We start from the raw sequence: 21,769 nt of genomic DNA on the forward strand, positions 1-21,769 counted from the left end.
GACAAGTGCCTGGACGTGACCGACAACAACTCCGCCAACGGCACCCGGACACAGATCTGGAGCTGCACCGGCGCCGCCAACCAGAAGTGGAACGCTCCCGCCGCGCAGCAGCCGGCCGAGCAGTGCTGGGCGACGCACTACGGGCCCCAGCCGCCCGGTGCCCTGACGGCCAGCGGCGAGGTCTTCGACAACAACGCCGACACGGCGGCGACCTCCCTCAGCCGCCAGCCGCAACTGCCCTTCGGTACCCGGGTCCAGGTGACCAACGTCGCCAACGGCCGCTCGCTGGTGGTCCGCATCAACGACCGGGGCACCTTCGTGCAGACGCCGCAGGAGCCCAAGTGCCTCGACCTGACGGACGGTGCCTTCAGCCGGCTCGGCGGCAGCCTGAACCCGGACGCCGGGCACATCGTCGTCACGCAGACCGTCCTCAACTGACGGTCCGAAGCGCAGAGTTGCCGGCCGACGTCGCGCGCCGGCATCGCACCTCCGTACATCCCCCCTCGCAGTACGCCCCGTGAACTGGAGCGCATCCTCCATGAAACTCCCGTACCTCGGACGGATACCGATGACACGCGTGCACCCCGGACGGATGCTGGCCGCCTCCGTCGCCGCCTGCCTCGCCGTGCTGTTCGCCGTCACCCCGGCCCGGGCCGCCGACGGACAGATCACCGGCCTCGCCGGCAAGTGCGTCGACGTGGCGGGCGCGAACAGCGCCAACGGCACCGCCGTACAGCTCTACGACTGCAACGGCACCGACGCCCAGCGGTGGTCCAACCCCGGCGACGGCACCCTGCGGGCGCTCGGCAAGTGCCTGGACGTCGTCGACCGCGGCACGGCCGACGGAACCGCCGTACAGCTGTGGGACTGCTCCGGCGGAGCCAACCAGCAGTGGGTGGTCACCGCCGCGCACGACATCGTCAACCCGGCCGCGAACAAGTGCCTGGACGTGCGCGACAACAACTCCGCCAACGGCACCCGGCTGCAGATCTGGAGCTGCACCGGCGGGGCGAACCAGAAGTGGAACGCACCGGCGAGCGGTGGGGGCACCACGACGCCTTCCGGGTTCGTCGTCTCCGAGGCCCAGTTCAACCAGATGTTCCCGAACCGGAACCCCTTCTACACCTACAGCGGTCTCACCGCCGCGCTCAGCGCCTACCCCGGCTTCGCGAACACCGGCAGCGACACCGTGAAGAAGCAGGAGGCCGCCGCCTTCCTCGCCAACGTCAGCCACGAGACCGGCGGTCTCGTGTACGTGGTCGAGCAGAACACCGCGAACTACCCGCACTACTGCGACCCGAACCAGCCGTACGGCTGCCCGGCGGGCCAGGCGGCCTACTACGGGCGCGGCCCCATCCAGCTCTCCTGGAACTTCAACTACAAGGCCGCCGGTGACGCGCTCCACATCGACCTGCTCAACAACCCCTGGCTGGTGCAGAACGACTCCGCCGTCGCCTGGAAGACCGGCCTGTGGTACTGGAACACCCAGACCGGGCCCGGCACGATGACCCCGCACAACGCCATGGTCAACGGCGCGGGCTTCGGCCAGACCATCCGCTCGATCAACGGCTCCCTGGAATGCGACGGCAAGAACACCGCCCAGGTGCAGAGCCGCGTCGACGCCTACCAGAGGTTCACCCAGATCCTGGGCGTCAGCCCGGGTGGCAACCTGTACTGCTGACACCCCCTCGGCGCACCCCTGGCGCACGGCCCGGCACCGACCGGGCCCCGCGCCAGGGGTTCTCTCGTTGCGCCACCGGGTACCCACATCCAGCCGGACCGACAGGAGGCAAACCCTTTCACCTGCCGCGTCCGTCCGGAGGGGTCTCAGACATCCGATGTGTCGTTCGTGATCGGTCGGAGTACACCCCGTCCAGACGATTGACAGGTGCACGCCTGGTCCCTAGGTTCGCCGATACACCCGATGTATCGACGATCCGTCAGGTCTGGGGGACGACGATGGCCTCACAGTCGGACAAGCGCTCACCGGTGGCCAGGAGATCCGTGCTCGGTACCGCGCTGGGCGGAGCCGCGGTGGCGGCACTGCCGGGGGCGGCGCACGCGGAACAGGCGGGGACGGGCGGGGACACCGGCCCGGCGCGCGCCGGGCGGCCGTGGCGGCTCCGCTCCGCCATGGCCGACGACAGCGCATGGGAGAGGTTCCTGCGCGGCCAGGACCTGCTGTGGAGCCGGCTGCCCGCCCTCTGGTACGAGGGCCCCTTCCTGGGCGACGGGCTGCTCGGCAGCATGATCTACCGGGAGCCGGACACCAACCAGATCCGGTTCACCGTCCAGCACGGCCGGGTCCAGGACCACCGGCCCGAGTTCGGCAGCGGCTGGGGCACCTGCCGGCTGCCGGTCGGCCACCTCACCCTCGAACCGGTCGGCACCATCACCGCCGTGGACTGGCGGCTGAGTCTGTGGAACGCCGAGCTGACCGGCACCCTGACCACCACCGCGGGCACGCTCACCCTGGCCGCCCTCATCCACGACGAGGTCCTGGCCGTCCGTGTGACGGCGGGCGGCGGCGAGCGGGCCGCCTGGACCTTCCACCCCGAGGAGGCCATCAGCCCCCGCAGGATCCAGGAGGCCCCGCCCGCCGGCTACACCGGCAACCCGCCCTGGACCACCCGGACCGCGGCCGACGGCACCGAGCAGGTGCTCCAGCCGCTCACCGGGGGCGGGCAGACCGCCACCGCCTACCGCCGCACCGGAGGCGAACTGCTGCTCAGCGTCGGCCACAGCTTCCCCTCCGCGACCGCCGCGGAGGCCGACTCGCTGCGCAACCTGCGGCGCGGGACGTCGTACGCGGCCCTCAGGCGGCGGCACGTGCGCTGGTGGCACGCCTTCTACCGCAAGAGCTTCGTGTCCTTCCCGGACCAGCGGTTGCAGAGCTTCCACTGGATCCAGCTCTACAAGGTCGCCTCCGCCAGCCGCGCGGGAGGGCCCGTCATGGCCACCAGCGGGCCCTGGCTGGAACCGACGCCCTGGCCGGCGGTCTGGTGGAACCTCAACGTCCAGCTGGAGTACTGGCTCATCCACGGCTCCAACCACCTGGAGCTCGACGCGCTCGCCGGCACCCTGCGGCAGAACCAGGAACAGCTCGTCGCCAACGTGCCCGCCGCCTACCGCAAGGACAGCTCCGGGATCGGCCGCAGCTCCGACATGTTCGCCAACCGCTCCGTGGGCCAGCCGGGAACCGGCGCCGAGACGGGCGACCTCACCTGGGCGCTGCACAACGTGTGGCTGTCCTACCGGCACACCATGGACAAGTCCCTGCTGAGGGACACGATCTACCCGGTGCTGCGCCGAGCCGTCAACTACTACCTGCACTTCCTCACCCCGGGCAGCGACGGCAAGCTCCACCTGCCGAGCACGCTCTCGCCCGAGTACCCCGTCGTGCCGCCGCAGGACACCAACTACGACCTGGCGCTGATCCGCTGGGGCTGCCGGACGCTCCTGGAGTCGGCCGAACTGCTCGGCATCGAGGACGAGTCGGCGCCGCGCTGGCAGGACGTGCTGGCCCGGCTCACGCCGTACCCGGTCGACGACAACGGGTTCATGATCGGAGCCGACACCCCGTACGCGCAGTCCCACCGGCACTACTCGCACATGCTGATGGTGTACCCGCTGTACCTGGTCAACTGGGACCAGCCGGAGAACCGCGAGCTGATCATGAAGTCGGTGACCCACTGGCACGCGCTGACCGGCGCCCACCGCGGCTACAGCTACACCGGGGCCGCGTCGATTCACGCCATGACCGGCGACGGTGACACCGCGCTCGGCTATCTGCGGAAGTTCTTCGACCCCACGACCCGCTACCCCTGCCGGGCCAACACGCACTACACCGAGGCCGGTCCGGTGATCGAGACCCCGCTGTCCGCCTCGCAGTCGCTGCACGACATGTTCTGCCAGAGCTGGGGCGGCGTGATCCGCGTCTTCCCCGCCGTCCCCTCGGCCTGGGCGGACGTCACCCTGCACGACTTCCGCACGCAGGGCGCCTTCCTGGTGAGCGCCGTCCGCGAGGCGGGCGTCACCCGGTTCATCCGGGTCAGGAGCCTGGCGGGCGAGCCGCTGAAGCTCCGGCACGGACTGAGCGGAACCCTCACCGTGCTGCTGGACGACGGCTCCCCGGCGCACACCCGGGACCTCGGCGACGGCACCCTCGCCATCGACCTGCCCAAGGACCGCGAGGTGCTGGTCCACTCCGGGTCCCGTCCCGACCTGGTCATCGCCCCGGTGGCCGTCAGCGAACCCGGCCCGGCCTGGGGACTGCCCTAAAGCCTCGCGTCCCCCTCCCCCACCCCGACTCCTTCACCGGGAGGAACCTCATGGCGGTTCCGATCAGGACCGCGGTCGCCACGCTGTGCGCCGGGCTGGCGGCCTCACTTCTCTGCGGCGCGCCCGCACGGGCCGGGCAGGACACCGGCTCCGCCGAGCACGTCTGGACCGTGTCCGCGCCCGGGCCCGGCGCGGCGGCACAGGCACCACGCGCCCGCCTGTCCCTGGACGGCACCACCGGCACCCTCGGCCTGTCGGTGTCCCGCGGCGGGCGGACGGTCGTCGAGCCGTCCCCCGTCGGCATCCGCACCGAGCGGGCCGATCTCTCGCAGGGCCTGCGGTTCCTGCACCGCACCGACCGGCTGGTCGACGAGCGGTACCGCACGAAGTCCGGCAAACGGCTCGCCCGGCGGTCCCTGATGAACGAGACGCGGCTGACGTTCGGCACCGCCGCGGGCGCCCGGTTCGACCTCGTCGTCCGTGCCGCCGCCGACGGTGTCGCCTACCGGTACGTACTGCCCGGCGGATACGGCGACGTGCTCGGCGAGACCTCCGCGTTCACGCTTCCGGCGGACGCGCGCGCGTGGCTCAGCCCCTACCGGGTGGACAACGAGGGCCAGTTCGCGGAGTACTCCGCCGGCACCGCACCCACCGGCTCGTACGCGGACCAGGCGCTGTTCGAGACCGAGGGCGGCTACACGCTGCTCGCCGAGTCGGGCCTGACCGGGGCCTACTCCGGTGCCCGGCTCACGCACGACCAGGGCGGCGGCACGTACCGGGTCACGCTCGCCGACGAGCGGATCCACGGCACCGGGGGTCCGCTCGCCACACCGTGGCGGGCCATGGTCACCGGCAGCCTGGCCACCGTCACCCGGTCCACGTTCACCGACGACCTCGCCCCCGCCTCCCGCGTCGCCGACACCTCGTGGATCCGGCCCGGCACCGTGCTGTGGACCTGGCTCGCGGGAGGCCGCTCGGCCGGCCAGAGCCTCACGGCGCAGAAGGCGTACGTCGACTACGCCGCCGCACGGCACTGGCCGTACGAGGCCGTCGACGCGGGCTGGTACTTCCGAAGCGACCAGTGGGACACCACCGACCCCGACTGGCGGACGAACAGCTGGCTGCCCCAGCTCACCGCGTACGCGCGGGCCAAGGGGGTCGGCATCGTCGTCTGGATACACCAGCGCGACCTGGACACGGCCGAGGAACGCGCCCAGTGGCTGCCCACGCTGGAACGGTGGGGCGTCAAGGGCGTCAAGATCGACTTCATGAACTCGGAGTCGCAGTCCATGCTCCGGTGGTACGACGCAGTCCTCGAGGAGACGGCCGCACACCACCTCATGGTCGACTTCCACGGCTCCACGGTCCCGAAGGGCATCCAGCGCACCTGGCCGCAGGTCATGACCATGGAGGGGGTCGGCGGCGAGGAGAAGCGCACCAACACGTCCGCCCACCTGACCACCCTGCCGTTCACGCGCAACGTCCTCGGCTCCATGGACTTCACCCCGGGCGGCTTCCAGCGCGTCGGCCAGCGCCCGGACTCCGACGCGGCCGAGACCGGTCTCGCGGTCGCCTACGAGTCGGGGCTGCAGATGCTCGCGGGCAGCCCGGAGGCGTACGACGCCCGGCCGCTCGCCCGGGACTTCCTCGCCCAACTGCCCGCCGCCTGGGACGACACCCGGCTGCTCGCGGGCGCACCCGGGCAGGAGGCCGTCCTCGCCCGGCGCGGCGGCGACCGCTGGTTCCTGGGCGGGGTCTACGCCGGTCCCGCGCGCAGGGCCGGGGTACCGCTGGACCTCGGGCCCGGACGGTGGCTGGTCGAGACGATCCGGGACGGCGCCGACGGGCTGGTCCAGGACCGGCAGGTGGTGCGCGGCGGCGACACGCTCGGCGTCGATGTCGTCGCGGGCGGCGGTTTCGCCGGGATCGCCTGCCGCTGGCGCCCGGGGGTCACCACCTGCCACCGCTGAGGCCGGCGCCGGCCGGCCGTCGCAGGTATGGACCTTCGCGGTCCTTCCCGGCACGGTGGTGGGCACCGCGGCCGGGCGGTGCCCTCGACCGGTCACCGCCCGGCTCCCCGCCTCCGACCCCAAGGGCTGCCCTCATGCCGATGCCACCAGCCGTGCTGCGGCTCGCCGTCACCGCCGTGGGACTCCTCCTCACGGCCACCACCGGCACCACCACCGCGGCCCCCGCCGCCGCCGCGCCACCCGGCGCATCCGCCCGGGTGGCCGCCGACGCGCCGGACCAGACCGCCTGGTCCGCGCCGTTGTCGACCCGGGGCCGGTACATCGTCGACGCGCACGGCGACCGCTTCCGTCTGAAGGGCGCCAACTGGGACGGCGCGCAGGGTTCCTGGACCGGCAGCGGCAGCGCCGCCGACCCCGCCAACCACCACGCCGGCCAGGACTCGCACGGCATACCGCTGGGCCTGGACCGCGCGCCGCTCACCCAGCTGCTGACCGACTTCCACCATTTGGGCGTCAACACCATCCGGCTGCCGTTCTCCGACGAGATGATCCACAGCACGGCACCCGTCCCCGACAGCGCGGTCGCGGCCAACCCCGGACTGCGCGGCAGGACACCGCTGGAGGTCTACGACGCCGTGGTGGAGGCGCTCAGCCAGAGCGGCTTCGCCGTCGTGCTCAACAACCACACCAACACCTCGCGATGGTGCTGCGGCATCGACGGCAACGAACGGTGGAACAGCGCGCAGACCACCGCTCAGTGGGCGGACGACTGGGTCTTCATGGCCCGCCGCTACGCCTCCGTGCCCCGCGTGGTCGGCGCCGACCTGTACAACGAGGTACGGCGTGACGTGCTGGACGACCCCAACTGGGGCCTGGGGGACGACCACGACTGGTACGGCGCGGCCCGGCTGGCCGCCGACCGCATCCTCACCGAGGCGAACCCGCGTCTCCTCATCGTGATCGAGGGCATCAACTGGACCGGTGTGCCCGTCGACGGACTCCCCCACGGCCGGCCGGTGCTCACCCCCGCGCGCACCCTCTCGCACACCCTCCTGGACGCCCGCAAACTGGTCTACTCCGCCCACTTCTACGGCTACACGGGCCCCCGCCACAGCGGCGCGACGGGCATCGGCGAGACCCACGACGCCCGCTACCAGGACCTGTCCCCCGCCGAGCTGGCCGCGGCCCTGGACGACGAGGCGTTCTTCGTGGAGGAGACCGGCCGGCACTACACCGCGCCCGTCTGGGTGAGCGAGTTCGGCATCGGCTCGGGCGAGACGAACCCCGCGGCCCGCGCCTGGTTCGGCAACGTCACCGACTACTTCGCGGACCACGACGCCGACTTCGCGTTCTGGCCGCTGGTCGGCTTCGAGGGTCACGACGACTGGGCACTGCTGCGCTACGACACAGCGGGGCACCGCTCCGGAATCCTCGACCCCGGCGACTGGCGCGCCACCGCGTGGCGGCGTCTGATGTCCGCGCCGGGCGCGACCGGTCCCGTGGCCTCCGTCCCGCTCTGGCGCATGCTGAGCACCGATCACGGAGACGCGGTGACGTCGCCGCGGGTACGCGGCGCGGGAGACTGGGACCCGGGAGCGTACAAGGCGGCCTGCCCCGACGGTACGAGACTGACCGGGCTGAGCCACACCGGCGGGCGTGGCCTGTGCACCGACGCCGGAGCGGGTGAGCTGCGGGCCGCCGACGCCCGCCAGACGGTCGTCAGCGACGAACGGTACGTACCGGCCGGCGGGGACTGGGCGTCCGGATACACCAAGTACCAGTGCCCCGCCGGGGAGTTCCTCATCGGCTACAGCCTGCGGGGTGAGCGCGTCTCGGCGGCCCTGTGCGTCCCGGCACGGACCACGCTGCCGGGCTCCGGGCGCACGGTGTGGTTCGACCGGTCCGACAGCCGTCCCGCCGACGGCGCCGGCGGGGACTTCGCGTACGGCGCCTACAAGGGCCAGTGCGCGGCGACCGAGTACGCCGCCGGAATCGCCTTCACCACCCGCGTGGGCAGCCGCCCCGGCCCCGCGGCCCTGCTGTGCCGCACCCTGCCCTGAGCACCGGGCTCCCTCCGCACGCGCCTGCCGCGCTGTCGAGGTGGGCGCCGGTGCGTTCGGCGGCGGCGCCCGGCCGGTGCCCTGCGGCAGCGTGTCCGGCGGTCGGCGGGAACACCCGCGGCCTCAGATCAGGGCGGTGCGGAGCCGGCGCAGGATCTCCCGCAGGATGCTCCGCGACGTCCCGAAGTTGAGCCGTACGAAGCCCTCGCCTTCCGTTCCGAACGTGCGGCCGTCGTTGAGCAGGACGCGGGCCTTCTTCAGGAAGAAGGTCCGCGGATCGGTGTCCAGCTCCAGCTCACGGCAGTCGAGCCAGGCGAGGAACGTCGCCTCGGGCGTCCGGTGGCGCACACCGGGCGGAAGTCCCTCGCGCACCAACCGGGCGTTGCGCGCGAGGACCGTCCTCAGCTCCGCCAGCCAGGCGTCCCCGTCCCGCCAGGCGGCCAGGGTGGCCGCGACGCCGAAGGTGTTCGGCTCGCCGTACAGATGGGTGGGGTGCGCCAGCGCCTCGCGCACCCGGGCCGCCCCGACATGGGCGACGGCACAGCGCAGTCCCGGCACGTTGAACGCCTTGGTGGCCGAGGTCAGGGTCACCGTGCGCGCGGCCACCTCGGCCGAGAGCGAGGCGAACGGGAGGTGCCGGTGCGGGGCGTGCACGAGGTCGGAGTGGATCTCGTCCGCGACGACCAGCAGGCCGTGGCGGAGGGCGAGCCCTGCCAGCGTCTCCAGTTCCCCGCGGCGCAGCACGCGTCCCGTCGGGTTGTGCGGGTTGACCAGCAGCAGCACCCGCGCCGGCCGTTCCCGCAGTTCCCGGTCGAGCCGGTCGGTGTCGAACGTCCAGCCGTCGCCGTCCGGTGTGTAGGGCACCGGGTGCAGGCGCCGCCCCATGCCGGCGATCGTCTCCAGGAACGGCGGGTAGGCCGGGGTGTGCACCACGACACCGTCGCCCGGCCGCGTGGCGACGTTCAGTACGGCCTGGAGGCCCTGGTTGATGTCGGTGAACTCCCGTACGTGCGAGGCGTCGAGCACCCAGCCGTGACGTGCGCGCATCCGTTCGGCGAAGGCGGCCCGCAGGGGGTTGTGGACGGACCGTCCGTCCCAGGCGGGGTAGCCGAGGTCGTCGTCCACGCACCGCGCCAGGGCCTCGCGCACGACGGGAGCGGGCGGGAAGTCCGTCTCCGCGATCCACGCGGGGAGCACGTCCGGCTCGACGCCGCTCCACTTGGCTCCGGGTCGCCGGGACAGCGCGCGGACGTCCAGGTCGTCGAACACGGGGTGCCTCTCTGCCGCCATCCGTCCATCCTGACGCCGACGGGACGTGGCGGCACCCCGGTGTCCGGCGACACCTCATCCGGCCACCGGCGCCGGCCGTACCGCCAGGTGTCCGCCCAGGTGCAGGCGGGCGACCAGTCCGGCGCAGCCGAGGCCGGTCGCGGCCAGGGCCGCCCACGGCAGCCATCGCACACCGGTGTCGAACAGCGCGCCGACGGCGAGGTTGCCCAGCGAGACCACGATCCCTGAGGCGGTGTTGTACGCGCCGTAGTACGTCGCGACGAGCCGGTCGCCCGAGAGCCGCACCACGGTGTCCATCTCGAAGGGGTACAGCAGCGCACCGCCCCAGGCCAGCAGGACCGCGCACACCGTCAGCGCGCAGAGTCCGGCCGGCGCGCCGTACGAGCGGGGCAGCAGTGGCACGAAGGCCACGCCCATGGCCGCGAGCCCCCACACGACGGCCTGCGGTCCGGACAGGGCGCGTTGCGCCCACGCGGTCAGCTTGAGCTGGCCCGCCAGCGCGGCCAGCGCCGATGCGGCGAAGACCGCGCCGGTGACCCGTCCGGTGCGCTCGCCGAAGAGTGCGCGGGCGTGCAGCGGGAGGGCGAGGTAGACCTGGAACGCCAGGACGTAGGAGCCGCTCATGGCGGCCGAGAACAGCAGGAAGGGGCGGTTGGCGGCGACGGTGCGCCAGTCGGCCGCGACCGCCCGCCAGGCGGGCCCGGCGCCGCGGCCGGCGGGGGGCCGGGCCGGCAGGGCGCGGGACTGCAGCACGGCGAGGGCGCCGAAGATGACGGCCGCGACCGTGCACACCGCGCCGAAGTTCCAGGTCAGCAGGGCGAGTCCGGCGAGCGGACCGACCAGGATGCCCGCCTGGTAGAAGACGTTGAACGCGGCGAACGCCGCCACTCTGCGCTCCTCGCCGGCGTCCGCAGCGAGATAGGCCCGGACGGCCGGGTTGAACAGCGCGCCCGCCAGGCCGGTCAGCGCCGACGCCGCCACCAGGGCGGGGAGCGAGCCGGCGACCGCCAGCAGCCCGAAGGCAACCGCGCGCAGGGCGCATCCGGTCAGGATCATCGGCTTGCAGCCGTAGCGGTCGGCGAGGGTGCCGCCGACGAGGAACATGCCCTGCTGGGAGAGGTTGCGCACTCCCAGCACCAGGCCGACCGCCCAGGCGGCAAGGCCGAGGCCGTGGGCCAGGTGGTCGGCGAGGTAGGGCATGAGCATGTAGAAGCCCAGGTTGATGGCGAACTGGTTCACCATCAGCAGCCGGGCCGGCCGGTCGAAGGAGGCCAGGGGGAGGCGCGCCCGCTTCACCGGGCACCCGCCTTCGTCAGGTCGCGCGACAGCGGATCACGGACCCGGCCGCAACGCGTCCACCGGGTCACCACGCACGCGTCCGGCTCGGTGATGTCGTCGGGTTCCGGCGGCGGTGTCCGGCCCAGGAGGCCGTGCTCGCGGCACCAGCCGTCGTCGTAGACGGTGTGCAGGTAGCGGTGCGGGCCGTCGGGGAAGATCGCGGCGATCCTCGTCCCCGCGGGGTACGTCCGCGCCGCCCACCCGGCCACCAGCGCCACCGCTCCGACGCTCCAGCCGCCGGAGGCGTAGTGCCGGCGGGCGAGTCGGCGGCAGGCCCAGACCGCCTCGGCCGGGGCCACCCAGTGGACCTCGGAGAAGGCCGTGTAGGCGACGTTGTCCGGGTGGATGCTGGAGCCGAGGCCGCGCATCAGCCGCGGTCCCGCCGGCTGGCCGAAGATCGCCGAGCCGACCGAGTCCACCCCGATGAGCGTCAGCCGCGGGAAGATCCCCCGCAGTACGGCGGACACGCCGGCGGAGTGCCCGCCCGTGCCGACCGCCGTCACCAGCACGTCGACCCAGCCGAGTTGGGCGATCAGCTCGGCCGCGAGGGGGCGGTAGGCGGCGACGTTGTCGGGGTTGCGGTACTGGTCCGGGCAGTAGGCGCCCGGTGTGCGGGCCAGCAGCTCGGCGACGCACGCGCGGCGCGCCTCCTGCCAGCCGCCCTCGGGGTGCGGCGCGGCGACCTGGACGACGCGTGCGCCCCGCGCGGTCAGCAGGCGTGCCATGGCCGGTTCCATACCGGGGTCGGTCACGACGGTCACCGGGTGGCCGTAGGTCAGCCCGGCCAGGGCGAGGCCCAGGCCGAGCGTGCCGCTGGAGGACTCGATGACCGGCGCACCCGGCGCGAGGTCCCCGCGCCGGCGGGCCTCGCGGACCATGTGCAGGGCGGGCCGGTCCTTGATGCCGCCGGGGTTGGCGCCTTCCAGCTTGGCGTGGAAGCCGCGGCCGGGCGGGGCGAAGGGTTCGTCCACCCACAGGACCGGGGTGTCGCCGACCAGGTGGGCGGGGCGTCGGGCGGTCCGCAGCCGGGGGTTGCGGGTCCGGAAGGGTTCGGGCAGGGCTTCCGGGAGGAGTCCGGGGAGGGATCCGGGCAGGAAGGGGTGCATGGCGTACGGCTCCTTCGCGCCCGGCGGCGGTGCGGCGGGCGCTGTGCGGGTGGGGGGCGGCGCGCGAGGCACGCCCGGACCGCGCGGAGGCGGGAGAGGGGCGTGCGGGCGCGGGCCTACTGCCGTAGCACGCAGACGAGCGCGAGCGGGGAACCGTGCGCACAGGAGGGTGGGACACCGGGCGGGCCGCGCCGGACGGTGTGCGTGACGGGCGCGCCCAGCCCGGCGGGAAGGAGCGGCTGGTGCGCCTCGTCGTCGAGGGCGGTGTCGTCCAGGGCGGCACGCGGCCGGTCCGCCGTGTGGTCGACGTGTCCGTCCGCCGCGTGCCGGTGCTGGGGCGGCCCGTTCGAGCCCGGCTCGTCGGCTCCGTCCGCGACCTGCCGGACGTCCTGCGCCACCAGGGCGCTCGGATCCGGGCCGGCGAAGGAGCAGGCGTGCACCGTGCCGGTGAGGTGGGCGGCGGTCACCAGGACCAGCCCGATCAGCAGGGCGGCACGGCGCAGGCGCACCGCGCGTCCGCCACCGCTGCCCCACGACATGATCACAGTCTCACAGTAATCACGTGGTGACGGTATGTCATATCGGTGGGAGGGTGATTCGCCCGTGCGAGGCTCCGATGCCGAGCGGACCCGGTGCCGGAGGCGGTGCCTCGTCGGACGAGACCGCGCGGACGCGATACGGGGGAGACGTCCGCGCGGTCGTTCGTGGGGCCGGGTCAGCCGGTCGCGCGGACCGCGTCGCGGATCAGCTCGGCGACCGCCTTCGGCTGGGAGACGGCCACGGCGTGCGAGGCGCCCTCGATCTCGACGGTCGTCGCCCCGGCCCGCTTCGCGCCGAAGCGCTCCACCTCCGGGTTGATGGCGTTGTCGGCGCCCGCCACCAGGGCCCAGGACGGCTTCGTCCTCCAGGCGGCGGCGGAGGCCGTCTCCTCGAAGGCGGCGGCGGCCAGCGGGCGCTGCGCCGCCGCGAGGACCTTGGTGACCTCCGCGGGCACGTCGGCGGCGAAGACCGACGGGAAGGCGTCCTCCGCGATGGTGACCTCGACGGCGGGTTCGCCGCCCGGCACGGGGTACGTCCACTGCTTGAGGTTGCTCACCAGCGGCGAGAGCGGGAAGCGGCCCTGGAGTTCGCCGAGGCTCTCGCCCTCTTCGAGTGCGTAGGCGGCCACGTAGACGAGGCCGACGACGTTCTCGGTGGTGCCGGCCACGGTGATCAGCGCACCGCCGTACGAGTGGCCGACCAGCACGACCGGACCGTCGATCTGGGCGGCGACGGAGGCGACGTACGCGGCGTCGGACGCGAGGCCGCGCAGCGGGTTCGGCGGCGCGATCACGGCGATGCCGTGGCTCTGCAGCTCCTCGATGACCCCGGACCAGCTCGCCGCGTCGGCGAAGGCGCCGTGCACCAGGACGACGGTGGGAGTGGTGCTCATGTGTGTCTCCTCGGGGTCAGGCGGTGTGCAGGGCCGCGTGCAGCGTGCGGACCGCCATGGTGATGGCGGCCTCGGCGGCGTGCGTGCCGCGCAGGGCGTTGAGCATCACGAAGTCGTGGATGATGCCCTGGAAGCGGACGGCGGTGACGGGCACGCCGGCCTCGCGGAGCTTGTTGGCGTACGCCTCGCCCTCGTCGCGCAGCACGTCGGCCTCGCCGGTGATGACCAGGGCCGGGGGCAGCCCGGTGAGCTGCTCGGTGGTGGCGCGCAGCGGGGAGGCGGTGATCTGGGCGCGCTCGGTCTCGTCGGTGGTGTACTGGTCCCAGAACCACTGCATGCCGTCGCGGCGCAGGAAGTAGCCCTCCGCGAACTGGTGGTAGGACGACGTGTCGAAACTGGCGTCGGTGACCGGGTAGAACAGCACCTGCTGCACCAGCGGGATGCCGCCGCGTTCCTTGGCCATCAGGGTCAGCGCGGCGGTCATGTTGCCGCCCACGGAGTCACCGGCCACGGCCAGGCGGGAGCCGTCCAGGCCCTTGGAGGCGCCCTCCTCCACGACCCACTTGGCGACGGTGAAGTTCTGCTCGATGGCGACCGGGTAGCGGACCTCGGGCGAGAGGTCGTACTCGGGGAAGACGACGGCGGCCTCGGCGCCCACGGCGAGTTCGCGCACGAGACGGTCGTGGGTGTGGGCGTTGCCGAAGACCCAGCCGGCGCCGTGGATGTAGAAGATGACAGGGAGGGTGCCGGTGGCGCCGGCGGGCTTGACGATCCGTGCCCGGACGCTGCCGGTGGGGCCGCCCTGGACGGTGATCCACTCCTCGTCGACGGCGGGCTTGTCGATCTCGCCGGACTGGACCTCGTCGACGGCCTTGCGGCCCTCGGCGGGGGCCAGGTCGAAGAGGTAGGGCGGGTTGGCGGTCGCCGCCACGAACTCGGCCGCGGCGGGCTCCAGCACCGGGGTCACCGGCGCCTGGGCATCAGACATGTGAATCTCCTGGACATGTGTAGGGGCGCCGGTCGTTCCGGCGTACGAGCCGGATCGTCGTGCTGGGCACTCCGGCGCCGCTGAGCGCAACCCTAGGAGCGCCGCCGCCAGCACGATTGCCCGTCCGTGCACGCCTCGCGTCCTGAAAGTGCACGAATGCCGTCCGCCGCGCGCCCTGTGCGCTGTGGGGAACGGGCCAGTGCGCGGACGGCACACACGGCGGTGGTCCCCGGCCCTAGCGTTGAGGTCACAGCGGTCGCGGTCCGCCCATCGGTACGGCCACGGACTCTCGCGCCATCACCGCTTTCTCGCCCGCGTCCCTGATCGCTTCTTCCGTCGCTCCGCTCGTGCTCTTCCCGGCCACCGAGCGCGGACGCGGCGGACATCCAGGACGCCCACCACGGAGGAGGTCTCGCACACGTGTCTGTCATGCCGGTCGGCGGGCTGGTTCCCCAGGCCATCGACGATGCCGCGGATCTGGTCGTCCGCAACGCCAGTATCCATACGGGGGATCCGCGCCGCCCGCGTGCCGAGGCCCTCGCGGTACGGGACGGCGTCATCACGGTCGTCGGCGACGACAAGGACGTCGCCCCGCACGTCGGGCCCGCCACGAAGGTGGTGGACGCGCTCGGCCAGCGGATGATCCCGGGACTCAACGACGCCCATCTGCATGTGATCCGGGGCGGTCTCAACTACGTCCTGGAGCTTCGCTGGGACGGGGTCCGGACACTGCGTCAGGCCCTGGCGATGCTGCGGGAGCAGGCGGCGCGGACGCCGAAGGGCCAGTGGGTGCGGGTGGTCGGGGGCTGGTCGGCCGACCAGTTCGCCGAGCGCCGGCTGCCGACCGTGGCCGAGCTGAACGCCGCCGCCCCCGACACACCGGTGTTCGTGCTGCACCTGTACCAGTCGGCCGTCCTGAACCGGGCGGCGCTGCGGGCCGCGGGCTACGCCAAGGACACGCCCGACCCGAAGGGCGGGCAGATCGTCCGCGGCCGGGACGGGGAGCCGACCGGCATGCTGCTGGCCGCGCCGAGCGCCCTCGTCCTGTACTCGACACTGGCCAGGGCGCCGGTCCTGGAGGACGAGGACAGGCAGGTGTCGACCCGTCACTTCCTGCGTGAGCTCAATCGGTTCGGCCTGACCTCGGCGATCGACGCCGCCGGCGGCTTCCAGAACTTCCCCGAGAACTACAGCACCGTCGTCGAGCTGGCGAAGGCCGGCCGGCTGTCGCTGCGCATCGCCTACCACCTCTTCCCGCAGACCGCGGGCCAGGAGATAGCCGATCTCACCCGCTGGATCGAGATGGCCCGCCCGGAGGACGGGGACGCGTGGCTGCGTCTGAACGGCGCGGGCGAGAACCTCACCTGGGCGGCGGCGGACTTCGAGAACTTCAGCCAGCCGCGCCCGGAACTCGGCGACTACGAGGGTGAGTTCGAGAAGGCCGTACGTCTCCTCATGGAGAACGGCTGGGGGTTCCGGCTGCACGCCACGTACGACGAGACCATCCGCCGGGATCTCGCGGTCTTCGAGAAGCTGGCCGCCGAGGGGCTCTTCCCGGCGGGGAACCGGTGGTTGTTCGACCACGCGGAGACCGTGTCCGCGCAGAGCCTCGACCGTGTCGCCGCGCTCGGCGGTGCCATGTCCGTCCAGAACCGCCTGTACTTCCAGGGCGAGGCGTTCCTGCGCCGCTACGGCCCCGGGGCCGCCGCGGACGCCCCGCCCGTCCGGGCCATGCTGGACCGCGGACTGACCGTGGCCGCCGGCACGGACGCCACCCGGGTCTCCACCTACAACCCCTGGGTCGCCCTGCACTGGCTGGTGAGCGGACGGGACATCGGCGACCTGGTGCTCCGCTCCCCCGGCAACCGTGTCGACCGGGAGACCGCACTGCGGATGTTCACCGTCGCCGGCGCCGAGCTGACCGGTGAGGAGCACGTCAAGGGCGTGCTGCGGCCGGGGTGTTACGCCGACCTCGCCGTGCTGTCCGACGACTTCTTCACCGTGCCGGAGCCGGAGATCGCGCACATCGAGTCGCTGCTCACGGTGACCGGCGGCCGGATCGTCTACGCCGCCCGCGAGTACGAGGGCCTGGACGAGGAGCTGCCGCCCGTGACCCCCGCATGGAGCCCGGTCGCGCACTTCGGCGGCTACCAGGCGTCCCGGCCGGACGGGGTGCGCCAGGCCGAGGCCCTCGGCGAGGCCGTCGCGGAGTCCGAGCAGCACCGCGCCTGGCGGGCACGGCGCGGTCTGGCCCCCGGCGCCGCCGACATGCCGTTCGATCCCTGCTTCGTCCTCTGAGCCCCCTCCCGCTTCCTCCACACCCGCAGACCCCGTCCCCGAAGACGGTCGTTGTCCGGCGCGGGCACCCGTCCGCGCCGTCACCACCAAGGAAAGGCCCTCTCATGGTCGACATCGCCCAGGTCACCGCGTCCCCCAGCCCCGACCTGCTGACCCCGGACAACTGCGCGGTCCTGTTCGTGGACCACCAGCCGCAGATGTTCTTCGGCACCGGCAGCGGCGACCGGACCGCGATCATCAACGCCACCCTGGGTCTGGCGAAGGCCGCCAAGGTGTTCGACGTGCCGGTCGTGCTGAGCACCGTGGCCGCCGAGTCCTTCTCCGGTCCGATCCTGCCGCAGCTCGCGGACGTGTTCCCGGACCACGAGATCGTGGACCGCAGCACGATGAACGCCTGGGAGGACACCGCTTTCGTCGAGGCCGTCAAGGCGACCGGCCGCAAGAAGCTCGTCATCGCCGGTCTGTGGACCGAGGTCTGCGTCGTCCTGCCGGTGCTCTCCGCCATCGCCCAGGGCTACGAGGTCTACGTCGTCACCGACGCGTCCGGCGGTGTCAGCCCGCAGGCCCACGAGCACGCCGTCCAGCGCATGATCCAGGGCGGCGCCGTGCCGGTCACCTGGGTGCAGGTGCTGCTGGAGCTCCAGCGTGACTGGGCCCGCAGCGAGACGTACGTGCCGGTGACGGAGGTCGTGAAGGAGCACGGCGGCGCCTACGGCCTCGGCCTGGTGTACGCCCAGACCTTCATCGGCGCCCACGCGGCCGGCTGAGCCCCTCCCCGGCACGTCAAGGACTGAGTCAGGAACAGGCAGGAAGAGATGGACGCGGGACTGCTGGTCCTCCGGGTGGTGGCGGGACTCCTCGTCACCGGCCACGGAGTGCAGAAGGTGAGCTTCCGGCTCGGGGGCCACGGCTTGGCAGGCGGAACCGAGGAGTTCCGGCACGACGGGTTCCGCGGGGGCCGGCTGACCGCGGTCGTCGCGGGCGCCAGCCAGATCGGGGCCGGCCTGTTCCTGACCGCCGGTCTGCTCACGCCCCTGGCGGCGATGGCCGCCATGGGCGTGATGACGGTCGCGGGCACCGTCAAGTGGCCCAAGGGCCTGTGGGTGCAGAATGACGGCTACGAGTACCCCCTGGTCCTCGTGGTCGTCTCCGCGGCGCTGGCCCTCACGGGGCCCGGTGCCTGGTCCCTCGACCACGCGCTCGGCGTCACGCCGTGGCCGGTGTGGGTCGCGGTCGCCGTCATCGTGATCGGCCCGGCGAGCGGGCTGCTGACCCGGCTGGTGCTGCACCGCCCGGCCCTTTCTCCGGAAGGAAAGACCCATGCGCAGCCTGCTGACTGACGCGGCCCACACGCTGGTCCCGCCCAAGGGCGACCGGCACGGCCCGCTGCCTCCCCTGATGCTCGCCCTGACCGTGGTCACCGGTCTGGTCGACGCGGTGAGCTATCTGGCGCTCGGCCACGTCTTCGTCGCCAACATGACGGGCAACGTGGTGTTCCTCGGGTTCGCCCTGGCGGGCGCCCAGACCCTGTCCGTGCTCGCCTCCGTCGTCGCGCTGGCGGCCTTCCTCACGGGCGCGCTGGCCGGCGGCCGGCTGGGGACCCTGTTCGCGGGGCACCGCGGGAACCTGCTGAAGACGGCCGCCGCCGCGCAGACGGTGCTGGTCGCCGTCACCGTCGTCGTCACGGCGGTCACCGACGGCCGGGTCACCACCGGTGTCGAGTACACGCTGATCGTGTGTCTCGGGCTCGCCATGGGGCTGCAGAACGCGGTCGCCCGGCGCCTCGGCGTGCCCGACCTCACCACGACCGTGCTGACGCTGACCCTCACCGGCCTGGCCGCGGACTCGCCGCCGGCGGGCGGCGCGGCGCCGAGGCCCGGCCGACGGATCCTGTCCGTGGTGGCCATGCTGCTCGGCGCCCTCGTCGGCGCGGAACTCGTCCTGCACGGACACCTCGTGTTCACCCTGGTCCTGTCCCTGCTGCTCCTGGCGGTCACCTCCGTGCTGACCCACCGGCTGTCCGCCGACGGTGCCGCCTGGACCCGGCCGCCGTCCTGACGGCAGGCCACGGCGCGGACGCCGGTCCGTCACCCGGACGAAGCCGTCCGGACGGCCTCACCGCACGGTTTCCCGGTCGCCCCGCCCGGCGAACTCCCGCCATGCGCTGGGCGACATGCCGTAGGTGGCGCGGAACACCCGGCTGAAGTGGGTGGGGCTCGCGAAGCCCCAGCGGTGCGCGACAGCCGCGATGGTCAGGTTCTCCGCCGAACGCAGGGTGAGGACACGCCGGCACTCGGCCAGCCGCCGGCGCTGGATCAGCCGGCCGACCGTCGTGCCCTCCTCCCGGAACAGCTTGTGCAGGTAGCGGACGGAGATGTGGTGCGCGCGGGCGATCGTCTCCGGAGACAGGTCCGTGTCGCTCAGCCGAAGGTCGATGAAGTCCAGGATGTCCTTCATCAGCGGCGCCCGGGTGTCCGGCCGCCGTCCCCGCGCCGCGTCGGCCAGGTGTTCGCCGGCCAGGGTGGACAGCAGGCTCACGGCGTTCCAGGCGAGCATGTCGCCGACCGCGGACCGGGCCACCGCCGCCGTGTCGGCGAAGTCGGACAGGAACGGCGAGAGCAGGGCGCCCAGCCGGGACGCCGGGGTGACCGGGGCGTGCGTGAGGCGGGGCACGTCCGACCGGGCCAGGCCGAGCAGGTGACGCGAGAGCAGGAACACCTTCAGGCGGGCATGACGCGGGAAGTCCAGCAGCGGGGGCTGGTGCACGTCGTAGAAGCAGATGTCGCCGGGGCCGAGGAGGAGGTCCGTGGCGGGCTGCCGGAGTAAGGCGCCGCCTGTGCCGCGCAGCCCCACGAAGAGGTACTCGCCGCTCTCCCGGGCGGTCAGCCGCCGGGAAGGTACCGCCGCGGGGCCCGGCGGCCGGCCGGACGTCCCCTCCCGGGGCAGGCGTGCGGGTGCCGCGTCCCTGATGACGATGTCCAGGCCCATGGGCATCCGCCACGCCCTGCTGCCCGGTGACGTGCCGGCCGTGGACGTGCCGGCCGTGTGCCTGCCGATGAGGGACGTGCCTGTGCGGGACATGAACCGCCCTTGTCTGCGAACCGTTGCCGTGTGTGAAGCGGCCGTGCCGGGGAATCCACAGTCGGCTCCGCTCGCCCGGAGCGTAGGCCGGTGGATGTGCGAAAAGAGTGACAAGACAGTGACCGGGGGCTGCGCTGCCGGATCACAGCCCATGCGCTCGTGGTCAAGAGCCGCGGGGCGGCGGCCCGTACTGTCCCGGACATGAGCAGCCCCTCCCCAGCCTCCGCACCCGCCGCGACCGACTCCCCCTGGGCGCCGCTCGCGGCGCGCGTCTTCCGGGCCCTGTGGATCGCCCAGCTGGTCTCGAACATCGGCAGCTGGATGCAGACCGTGGGCGCGCAGTGGCTGCTGGTCGGGCACGGTGCCGCGCTGGTGACGCTGGTGCAGACCGCGGCCGGCCTCCCCGTGGTCCTGCTGGCCCTGCCCGCCGGGGTGGTCGCCGACCGCTTCGACCGGCGCTCGGTGCTGCTGGCCGCGCAGTTCGCGATGCTCGCGGTGTCCGGTGTGCTGGCCGTGCTGGCGTTCCTGGACGCCCTGACGCCGGCGGTGCTGCTCGTGCTCACGTTCCTGCTGGGCTGCGGCACCGCGCTGATGGGGCCGGCCTGGCAGGCGATCCAGCCGGAACTGGTGGAGCGCCGACGGCTCGGTCAGGCGGCTGCGCTGGGCGCGGTGAACGTGAACCTGGCCCGGGCCGTCGGCCCGGCGCTCGGCGGGGCGGTGGTCGCGGCGGCGGGCGCGGGCTGGGTGTTCGCCTTCAACGCGGCCTCCTACCTGGGCATCGCGGCCGTCCTCGTGGCGTGGCGGCGCCCGCCGGCCACGGTGACCGCCTCCGGGAACGACGGTCTGCTGGCGGCCCTGTACGCCGGACGCCGGTATGTGTGGAACGCGCCGGGTGTGCGCCGGGTGCTGCTGCGCACGCTGCTGTTCATCCCCGGCGGTGCCGCGCTGTGGGCACTGCTGCCGCTGACCGCGAGCCGCGTCCTCGGGCTGGGCTCGGGCGGGTACGGGCTGCTGCTGGCGGCGGTGGGCGTGGGAGCCGTGGCGGGGGCGTTCGCGCTGCCGCGTGTGCGTGCCCTGCTGGGTGCCAACGGCACGCTCGCCGCGGGCGCCCTGGTGTTCGCCGGTGTGCTCGCGGTGCTGGCGACGGTCCGCACACCCTGGCTGGTCGCACTCGCCCTGCTGCCCGCGGGACTCGCCTGGATCGGGGTGCTGTCGACGCTCAACGCGGCCGTGCAGACGCGGCTGCCCGGCTGGGTCAGGGCGCGCGGCCTCGCGGTGTACCTGCTGGTCTTCCAGGGCGGTCAGGCGCTCGCGGCACCGCTGTGGGGCGCGGTCGCCGACTGGGTGGGGCTCAGCGCGTGTCTGCTGGTCGCCGGTGCGGTGATGCTGCTCGGCGCGGCCAGTGTGCGCCGGTGGCCGCTGTACGACGCCGAGGGCATCAACCCCACGCCGTCCGACCACTGGCCGGCCCCTCCCCTGGTGTTCGAGCCCGGGGACGCCGACGGCCCGGTCCTGGTCTCCGTCGTCTACCGCGTCCCCGAGGGGAACCGGGCCGCGTTCACGCACCGCATGCGCCAGGTCGCCCGTTCCCGGCGCCGTACGGGCGCCCTGTCCTGGGGTCTGTACCAGGACGGCAACGACCCGGCGCGCTTCGTGGAGAACTACCTGGTCGGCTCCTGGGCGGAACACCTTGACCAGCACCACGTCCGGTGGACGGACACCGACCGGCGCCGCGAGGAACAGGCCCGCGAGCTGATCGCGCCGGGGACGGTGCCCGAGGTGACCCATGCCTTCGACACCGTGGCGGACCCGGCCGTACCGGCCGGGCCCGGCCCCGCCCACCGACGACCAGGTCCAGGGACGGCACGTGCAGGAACGTCGTGTGATCGGTGTCGGTGTGCCCGGCGGCATGCGGCACGAGCGGC

At 73.2% G+C, this 21,769-nt stretch carries 17 protein-coding genes; 10 read left to right on the forward strand and 7 right to left on the reverse strand.

All coding sequences use genetic code 11. The features are described 5' to 3' along the window. The 5 genes from AB0946_RS41195 to AB0946_RS41215 all read left to right on the forward strand — a co-directional run. A partial coding sequence (locus AB0946_RS41195; protein ID WP_366765878.1) for an RlpA-like double-psi beta-barrel domain-containing protein occupies nt 1-438 on the forward strand: 438 nt, incomplete at its 5' end. Between the two features lie 154 nt (nt 439-592). After that, entirely contained in the window at nt 593-1,681 is a 1,089-nt protein-coding gene (locus AB0946_RS41200; RefSeq protein ID WP_366765893.1) for a glycoside hydrolase family 19 protein, read from the forward strand. Nucleotides 1,682-1,959: 278 nt separating this feature from the next. After that, nucleotides 1,960-4,281 (forward strand): Tat pathway signal sequence domain protein, encoded by a 2,322-nt coding sequence (locus tag AB0946_RS41205; protein WP_366765879.1) that lies wholly within the window; start codon nt 1,960-1,962, stop codon nt 4,279-4,281. Nucleotides 4,282-4,331: 50 nt separating this feature from the next. Further along, the gene (locus AB0946_RS41210) at nt 4,332-6,251 is read left to right on the forward strand and encodes a glycoside hydrolase family 97 catalytic domain-containing protein (protein ID WP_366765880.1); all 1,920 of its coding nucleotides are present in this window, start codon (nt 4,332-4,334) and stop codon (nt 6,249-6,251) included. Nucleotides 6,252-6,385: 134 nt separating this feature from the next. Continuing rightward, the gene (locus tag AB0946_RS41215) at nt 6,386-8,311 is read left to right on the forward strand and encodes a cellulase family glycosylhydrolase (protein ID WP_366765881.1); all 1,926 of its coding nucleotides are present in this window, start codon (nt 6,386-6,388) and stop codon (nt 8,309-8,311) included. Nucleotides 8,312-8,434: 123 nt separating this feature from the next. Here the strand turns inward: AB0946_RS41215 and AB0946_RS41220 are convergent, their stop codons facing one another. The 6 genes from AB0946_RS41220 to AB0946_RS41245 all read right to left on the reverse strand — a co-directional run bounded on the left by AB0946_RS41220 (nt 8,435) and on the right by AB0946_RS41245 (nt 14,465). Next, nucleotides 8,435-9,601: an aminotransferase class I/II-fold pyridoxal phosphate-dependent enzyme gene (locus tag AB0946_RS41220; RefSeq protein ID WP_366765882.1), complete on the reverse strand. Its 1,167-nt coding sequence runs from the start codon at nt 9,599-9,601 to the stop codon at nt 8,435-8,437. A 54-nt stretch (nt 9,602-9,655) separates the two neighbouring features. After that, on the reverse strand, nt 9,656-10,897 hold the full coding sequence (locus AB0946_RS41225; protein ID WP_366765883.1) for an MFS transporter: 1,242 nt from the start codon (nt 10,895-10,897) through the stop codon (nt 9,656-9,658). Then, nucleotides 10,894-12,045 (reverse strand): pyridoxal-phosphate dependent enzyme, encoded by a 1,152-nt coding sequence (locus tag AB0946_RS41230; RefSeq protein ID WP_366765884.1) that lies wholly within the window; start codon nt 12,043-12,045, stop codon nt 10,894-10,896. Before AB0946_RS41230 ends, AB0946_RS41225 begins: the two co-directional genes overlap by 4 nt. Before the next feature lie 116 nt (nt 12,046-12,161). After that, entirely contained in the window at nt 12,162-12,584 is a 423-nt protein-coding gene (locus AB0946_RS41235; RefSeq protein WP_366765885.1) for a hypothetical protein, read from the reverse strand. A gap of 176 nt (nt 12,585-12,760) precedes the next feature. Next, entirely contained in the window at nt 12,761-13,477 is a 717-nt protein-coding gene (locus tag AB0946_RS41240; protein ID WP_366765886.1) for an alpha/beta hydrolase, read from the reverse strand. Nucleotides 13,478-13,493: 16 nt separating this feature from the next. Next, nucleotides 13,494-14,465, reverse strand: coding sequence for an alpha/beta hydrolase (locus AB0946_RS41245; protein WP_366765887.1), 972 nt, complete (start codon nt 14,463-14,465; stop codon nt 13,494-13,496). A 429-nt stretch (nt 14,466-14,894) separates the two neighbouring features. Here AB0946_RS41245 and AB0946_RS41250 point away from each other — a divergent pair, with 429 nt between their 5' ends. The 4 genes from AB0946_RS41250 (at nt 14,895) to AB0946_RS41265 (ending at nt 18,821) form a co-directional block, all read left to right on the forward strand. Then, entirely contained in the window at nt 14,895-16,763 is a 1,869-nt protein-coding gene (locus AB0946_RS41250) for an amidohydrolase (RefSeq protein ID WP_366765894.1), read from the forward strand. Between the two features lie 104 nt (nt 16,764-16,867). Then, nucleotides 16,868-17,530, forward strand: coding sequence for a hydrolase (locus AB0946_RS41255; protein ID WP_366765888.1), 663 nt, complete (start codon nt 16,868-16,870; stop codon nt 17,528-17,530). A 48-nt stretch (nt 17,531-17,578) separates the two neighbouring features. After that, a complete protein-coding gene (locus AB0946_RS41260; RefSeq protein WP_366765889.1) occupies nt 17,579-18,103 on the forward strand; it encodes a DoxX family protein in 525 nt (174 codons plus the stop codon). Beyond that, nucleotides 18,084-18,821 carry a YoaK family protein gene (locus AB0946_RS41265; RefSeq protein ID WP_366765890.1) on the forward strand — a complete coding sequence of 246 codons (738 nt, stop codon included), beginning with the start codon at nt 18,084-18,086 and terminating at the stop codon, nt 18,819-18,821. The genes AB0946_RS41260 and AB0946_RS41265 overlap by 20 nt, the downstream gene beginning before the upstream one ends. A gap of 57 nt (nt 18,822-18,878) precedes the next feature. Here AB0946_RS41265 and AB0946_RS41270 read toward each other — a convergent pair whose 3' ends face one another. Next, entirely contained in the window at nt 18,879-19,844 is a 966-nt protein-coding gene (locus tag AB0946_RS41270; RefSeq protein WP_366765891.1) for an AraC family transcriptional regulator, read from the reverse strand. Nucleotides 19,845-20,045: 201 nt separating this feature from the next. Between AB0946_RS41270 and AB0946_RS41275 the strand changes: the two genes are divergently transcribed. Continuing rightward, nucleotides 20,046-21,769, forward strand: a 1,724-nt coding sequence (locus tag AB0946_RS41275; protein WP_366765892.1) for an MFS transporter, incomplete at its 3' end; no start/stop codon positions are given.

It is taken from the genome of Streptomyces sp. NPDC046870, from assembly GCF_040704595.1.
Taxonomy (GTDB): Bacteria; Actinomycetota; Actinomycetes; order Streptomycetales; family Streptomycetaceae; genus Streptomyces; species Streptomyces argyrophylli.